This window comes from Shewanella sp. GutDb-MelDb, assembly GCF_002836075.1.
In the GTDB taxonomy this organism is placed as follows: domain Bacteria; phylum Pseudomonadota; class Gammaproteobacteria; order Enterobacterales; family Shewanellaceae; genus Shewanella.
The window spans coordinates 1-6,097 of sequence record NZ_PJBM01000003.1; the positions used below are offsets into that span (position 1 = coordinate 1).

Below are 6,097 nucleotides of genomic sequence, written 5' to 3' on the forward strand. Positions count from 1 at the left end.
GCTAGCGCTAATAGTTGCGGAACATAGCGCTCTGTTTCGCGTGGCAAATCTAAATGCCAGAAATCAGTCGGTATACCTTTGCGCTTATTGCGCTTAGCAGCGTTGATGACTCGGCCTTCACCGGTATTATAAGCGGCAATCGCATATAACCAGTTATTACTTGTCTTATCATATAAGTATTCAAGCATATCAAGTGCGGCAATGGTTGCAGCGGGCACATCACGGCGACCGTCATACCACCAGTTCATCTGCAGGCCAAAGTGGCGTGCCATTGGAGAGGTGAACTGCCATAAGCCAGATGCTGCACCGTGAGAGTAGGCAAAAGGATCAAATGCACTTTCAACGATGGGCAAAAGTGCCAATTCGATCGGTAAGTTGCGCTTTTCCAACTCTTCCACAATCAAGAACATGAACGGTGTAGCTCGTTCTGAAATACGTTTTAAGTGTTCTGGATGTTTGATATACCAATCACGGTACTGTCTGATTAACTTTTCATCTGGAATGTCCATCTGCATATCGAGACGGATCCGTTGCCAGATATCAGTGATTTCGACCACCTCAACAACGTCAGCTTGAGCGGGTTCTATGGTGACTTTTTCTGCCACGACTGGCGCAGTTGAAATTCCTTCTGAAGTCGGTTGGTTGCTTAACGTTTGGCAACCAGTCAGCAGGGCAATCCCCCCCGCGACAAATAAAATGGGTACGCGCATGTAAAATGTGTGTCCTTGATTTAGGCCCAAAAAAGCCAGAGTATATCTGGCTTGGTGGCGCTGGATTAGCGAGTTATCATAGAGTATTTTTTAGAAATTGTCTTTCCATTGGCGCAGAAGTGCAAAGCTTTTCACATTATCGATTATAGGTTGTTGGAATTTATCAGCTAAAGAATTGCGTATTTCTTCGGTATGGCTGCGTAAAAATGGGTTTATCGCTTTTTCTAGGGCGATAGATGACGGTAACGTCGGGGTGTTAGTTGCTCTCAACTGTTGCGCTTGCTCGGTGTATTGTCGCAGCTGTTCATTGCTGGGGTCGACGGCATTGGCAAAGGCGAGGTTAGCGAGGGTGTACTCGTGAGTACAACAAACTTTGGTGCTATCGACGATATTACTTAACTGCGTTAGCGAGGCTAACATTTGCTCCGGCGAGCCCTCGAACAAGCGGCCACAACCAGCACTGAATAAAGTATCACCGCAAAATAAGACATCTTCAATCAAATAAGCAACATGGCCTAAGGTGTGCCCTGGTACTTCAATGACCTCTGCGTTTAGCTCAATATTGTGTAGCTGCAGGTTTTTAGTCGCACTAACGGGCTGATTCACACCTTCAATATTCTCCTTCAAAGGTCCATAAACAGGGGTGTTACTGCCATAATGACTAAGGAGTTTAGCAATACCACCGGTATGATCATGGTGGTGATGCGTTATCAGTACACCCAGTAAAGGCATCTGGGCCTGATCAAGAAAATCGATAACGACATTAGCATCACCGGGATCAACGACATAGGCACCGTGGATATGAGCAACTTGCAGTGCCCAGATATAATTGTCATCAAAAGCGGGTAATGGAGTGACTGTTAACATAGTAAATCCCGATAATTTGAGCGTTAAAACAAGTTTACTTATCAAAGCTATTGCTTGTATACCGCTTTCGTCATTAAAGTAGAGCTTCAGCCGATCAGGAGATTGCTTTGACTCATACAGGTATTCCGCTAAAACCTTATCATTGGTCAGAATTACCAAACGGTGCCGTGATACGTGAAAGTATAGAAGAGGCGTTGTTTCCATGGTGGCCGAGGGTGTTTGGCTATTATATGCTAAGCCTAGGGCCGCTCAGTGCCAAGCTGGATAAAACCGGTGTCGGCGTTAGTTGCCAGTATTCGCTTTTTGATGAACCTGAAGCCGATATTGTGGCTGATTATAGTCAATTGCCCATTCAAAATGCGTGTGTCGATGCTGTGGTGATGAACTTTCTTCTTGAGTTTGAGGCAGATCCATATCGGTTACTTCGCGAAGTCGACCGAGTCCTCATTTCGGGCGGCTATTTGATTATTGTTGGGTTTAATCCGTTAAGTTCAATGTTCTTGGGTAAAGTGCTACCAAAGCATCAACAAGAGATCCCCTGGAATGGCCGCTTTTTCATGCCTTCTCGCGTTAAAGATTGGCTTGGTCTTCTAGGTTATCAAGTGGTTGCCGACGAGCGACTCCTGCACCATCACCTGTTAAATGAAGTTAAAAGTGACAGTATTTGGTCTCATGCTTTAAAATCCTGGTTACCGAGTACCGGCAGCCTTTATGTTTTGGTAGCAAGAAAGCTAGAAACACCGCTCACTCCAATGAGATCAAAGCGAAAAGTTAAGCAACCCAATTGGTCGACAGCACCGAGTGCGGGTCGAACAGGCCATACTTCTCAATCAACCAAATGAATGGTTAAGACTATTAATGCGTATTACTTTGAAACAACTCGCTATTTTTGAAGCTGTAGCCCGCAGTGGCCAAGTGGCTAAAGCGGCTGAAATCGTTAACTTGTCCTCTCCCGCAGCATCAATGGCACTATCAGAGCTAGAGAAGCAACTGGATACTCGACTGTTTGAGCGGATTGGTAATCGACTGCAACTAAACTCACAAGGCAGTATGCTACTGCCACTGGCAACCGATGCGCTACACAAAATAGATCAGATAGAAAATGCATTTTCTCCTGCAGGCACTGAGTTAGGCGGTGACCTTAATGTCAGTGCTAGTTCAACCATTGGCAACTATTTATTAGCAAAAAGTGCAGTGGCTTTTTGTCTGCAGCATACCAACACAATGGTTAATGTTGATATTGATAATACCCAAGCTGTGATTAATGCGGTGCTCGAATTTAGAAGTGAAATGGGCTTTATTGAAGGGCAGTGTCTCGATAGCCGTATTACCGTTGAAGCTTGGCATAAAGACCGTTTATTGATTTTTTGCCAGCCAGAGCATCCTCTGGCGGGGAAAACAGTGAGCCCGCATGAATTAGCCAGTCAGTCTTGGGTGATGAGAGAAGAGGGCTCAGGCACCCGTGATTGTTTTGTCAATGCAGCCAACATGCTTGATATGCAGCCACAAGAAAAGTTTAGGTTCTCAACGCCTGATGCAATTAAACAAGCCGTGAATCAGGGGGCGGGGCTTGGTGTGCTCTCAGAGTTAACCCTTGAAAAAGAGATCAGCCGTAAAGAGCTCGCTGTTATCCATGTCGATGGGCTGTTGCTTGAGCGAAAATTTTATCGGATCCATCATAAAAGCCGGAAATTCAGCGCAATTGGCAGCGCGTTCACCACTTTTTGCCAAGATTTTTTAAACATTGATAGTTAGTTTTTATAACTGAGTCGCCGTTAAGCTTGTTGTGCTAAGTAGCCACTGTCTTCTTGAGTTGGTTTTTTCTCAGCAGCTTCACGGGCTAAGTCATCACAACGTTCATTTTCGATATGGCCAGCATGCCCTTTAACCCAACGCCAGTCGATTTTGTGCAATTGCGACACCGTATCGAGACGTTGCCACAAATCGACATTCTTTACCGGTTGCTTGGCTGAAGTGACCCACCCATTGCGTTTCCAGCCATGGATCCACTGTGTGATCCCTTGGCGCATATATTGGCTATCGCTCGTTAGGATCACTTGGCAGGGGACTTTTAATGCTTCTAATGCCACAATAGGCGCGAGCATCTCCATGCGGTTGTTCGTTGTTAGCGCAAAACCATCGGCGAGTTCGTTGGTCTGCTTTTTATACTTCATTACAATGCCGTAGCCGCCAGGTCCAGGGTTGCCTAAGCAAGAACCGTCGGTAAAGATAGAGATCTGTTTCAGTCCAGTCATCAAGTTGGTACCATAGCTAAAGTGCTGGGCGAGTATACCCAAAAAATTTAACTGAGAAATGCATTAATTCACATGAATATTATTTCAAGCGCTAAACGTCAGATTATTCTTGATACCGAAACGACAGGTATGAACCAATCCAGTGGTGCCATTCATCTTGGTCACCGAATTATTGAAATTGGTTGTGTTGAAGTCATTAACCGCAAGTTAACGGGTCGACATTACCACGAGTATATTAATCCGTTACAGCCTATCGACCCTGAGGCCATTGAGGTTCACGGGATCACCAATGAGTTTGTGGCGGATAAACCCAAATTTCATCAAATAGCCAAAAGCTTTATTGAGTTTATTGATGGTGCTGAAATTGTGGCCCATAACGCCAGCTTTGACGTTAGCTTTATGGACCATGAGTTTTCGATGTTACAGCCTGTTGGGCCTAAAACCGCAAATATCTGTCAAATTCTCGATTCACTTGCGATAGCAAAGCACCTGCATCCAGGTCAGAAGAATAACCTGGATATTCTGTGTAAGCGTTATGGCATTGATAACTCACGTCGCGATCTCCATGGCGCATTGCTCGATGCTGAGATCTTAGCTGACGTTTACCTCATCATGACTGGTGGGCAAACAAACTTTAACCTATCGAGTGAGAAAGCAGGGCAAGAAGGCGGAGGTATAAATAAACTGCCTAGAGACCGCGCAATACTTAAAGTGATCAGCGCAACGGCCGATGAACTAACTAGACATGAAGAGCGACTCGATTTAGTTGCTAAATCTGGACAGTGTATTTGGCGAGGATAGACCTCATTCTATGATTAAACGCGTAACAACTTGTGTGGTGATGGCATATTTGGGGCTAATGATAACTCATTGTGCCGTCGCCGAAGTGATGCTTTCATCGCAGGCATCAGAGTTAAAAAATCGATTTAGAATTGACCATATGGTCGACAGTGTCACGCTACTTATCCATCGTGAATACGGCAGCTCACCGGTTATTATCGTGCAACCTGACGGCAGTAAATGGTATATCAGTCGTCATCCTGAGCATGTTAAATGGATGGATGGCCTAACTGGCGACATGATCACTATCAAAGACCCAATGCCAGGCCCCTGGCAGTTAATCGGTAAGGTGGTTGAAGGTTCTGTCATCGATAAAGTGTCAGTGCTGTCCATTGATGTAGATCCGATCCCACAGCCGCTGTACCAAGGCGAGCGCTTAAAACTCACCGCCCGCTTGATAGGTGACGAGCAAAAGGTACGCCTACCCGGGTTAGATTACTTAATGAGCTGGACGGCAAAATTTATCAGTGATAATAATCCAGCCGATGAAAACTTTGCAGCCGGTAGCGTTATCGTGGGGACCTATCGCGATAATGGCGAGTCATTAGACGAGCGACCCGATGACGGTGTATTCACCAGTAAACTGAATCTAAACCAGGCTTGGGGCAGCTACACACTGCAAGTGATGGCTAAAAATGCGGTGCTTGAACGTAAGTATTCTGAGCCCTTTAGGTTGTCAACTCGACCCATTGCTGTCGATATTGTTGCCCCACAAAACCTCGATTCAGGTGAGTGGGATCTGCGGATCAATGTAGATGAAAATGAACTGGTTTTGGCTGAGACTCATGTTGAAGCTGAAATCGTAGGGCCTGCGGGAATGCGTCTTCAAGTCACGGTTTCCGAGATAAATAGCCCCGAGACCTTGTATAGCCTACGCAAGGTGAATGACTTTGGCAGCTATAGAATAAAGCTCACGGCGGTCAGCACCACCCAAAACGGCCGAGAGATCTACTTGACGTTACCGGAACTGTTTTTTAATTTTATTAAACCGCCAGAACCACCACCGTCAGCTGAAGAACTCGCCGCTAAAGCAGATCTCCAAGCTCAAAAAGCTGAAAGCACAGCAAAAGAAGAAGCGGTGTTTTGGCTGATAACCGTGAATACGGTGTTGTTTATTTTAGGCATATTGGTTTTGTTGTTTGTTCGTAAACGCAGTAACTTAAAGAAAGCACTCGCTGCGACGCAGGCGAGAATGGATAAAGAAAGTCAGCAACAGAAAATGACATTAGCGTTGGACGAGATTGATTTATCGATGCCTGAAGATTTCGATGATCCAAAAGCTGGATAATTAACCACCGCGACAGCCGTTGCAAAGCGTTGAATATCGGGATTGGTCATTTTTTAGCTGGTTAGTCATGGTTGACGCAAAAAATGATTGACTGAGTTTGGCAGTCTACGTATTATTCATCGCACTTGATGTGGAGC

The 6,097-nt window shown here is 45.4% G+C and carries 7 protein-coding genes; 4 read left to right on the top strand and 3 right to left on the bottom strand.

Features of this window, described 5'->3' with window-relative positions; genetic code table 11:
- Together CXF82_RS00135 and gloB are read right to left on the bottom strand one after the other, a co-directional pair.
- Positions 1-710, bottom strand: a 710-nt coding sequence (locus CXF82_RS00135) for a transglycosylase SLT domain-containing protein (protein WP_180961142.1), incomplete at its 3' end; no start/stop codon positions are given.
- Between the two features lie 90 nt (positions 711-800).
- The gene (gloB, locus tag CXF82_RS00140) at positions 801-1,577 is read right to left on the bottom strand and encodes a hydroxyacylglutathione hydrolase (protein WP_102038676.1); all 777 of its coding nucleotides are present in this window, start codon (positions 1,575-1,577) and stop codon (positions 801-803) included.
- Positions 1,578-1,684: 107 nt separating this feature from the next.
- On the opposite strand from gloB, the gene CXF82_RS00145 reads away from it, so the two are divergent.
- Positions 1,685-2,419: a class I SAM-dependent methyltransferase gene (locus tag CXF82_RS00145; protein WP_101091866.1), complete on the top strand. Its 735-nt coding sequence runs from the start codon at positions 1,685-1,687 to the stop codon at positions 2,417-2,419.
- A gap of 16 nt (positions 2,420-2,435) precedes the next feature.
- Complete coding sequence (locus CXF82_RS00150; RefSeq protein ID WP_102038675.1) at positions 2,436-3,332, top strand: LysR substrate-binding domain-containing protein; 897 nt, start codon at positions 2,436-2,438, stop codon at positions 3,330-3,332.
- Between the two features lie 20 nt (positions 3,333-3,352).
- Here the strand turns inward: CXF82_RS00150 and rnhA are convergent, their stop codons facing one another.
- Positions 3,353-3,832, bottom strand: a complete 480-nt coding sequence (gene rnhA, locus CXF82_RS00155; RefSeq protein ID WP_101091868.1) for a ribonuclease HI — start codon at positions 3,830-3,832, stop codon at positions 3,353-3,355.
- A gap of 72 nt (positions 3,833-3,904) precedes the next feature.
- Between rnhA and dnaQ the strand changes: the two genes are divergently transcribed.
- Together dnaQ and CXF82_RS00165 are read left to right on the top strand one after the other, a co-directional pair.
- Positions 3,905-4,633: a DNA polymerase III subunit epsilon gene (dnaQ, locus tag CXF82_RS00160; protein ID WP_101091869.1), complete on the top strand. Its 729-nt coding sequence runs from the start codon at positions 3,905-3,907 to the stop codon at positions 4,631-4,633.
- 10 nt (positions 4,634-4,643) lie between these two features.
- Positions 4,644-5,960, top strand: a complete 1,317-nt coding sequence (locus CXF82_RS00165; RefSeq protein ID WP_101091870.1) for a TIGR03503 family protein — start codon at positions 4,644-4,646, stop codon at positions 5,958-5,960.
- Positions 5,961-6,097: the final 137 nt, after the last annotated feature.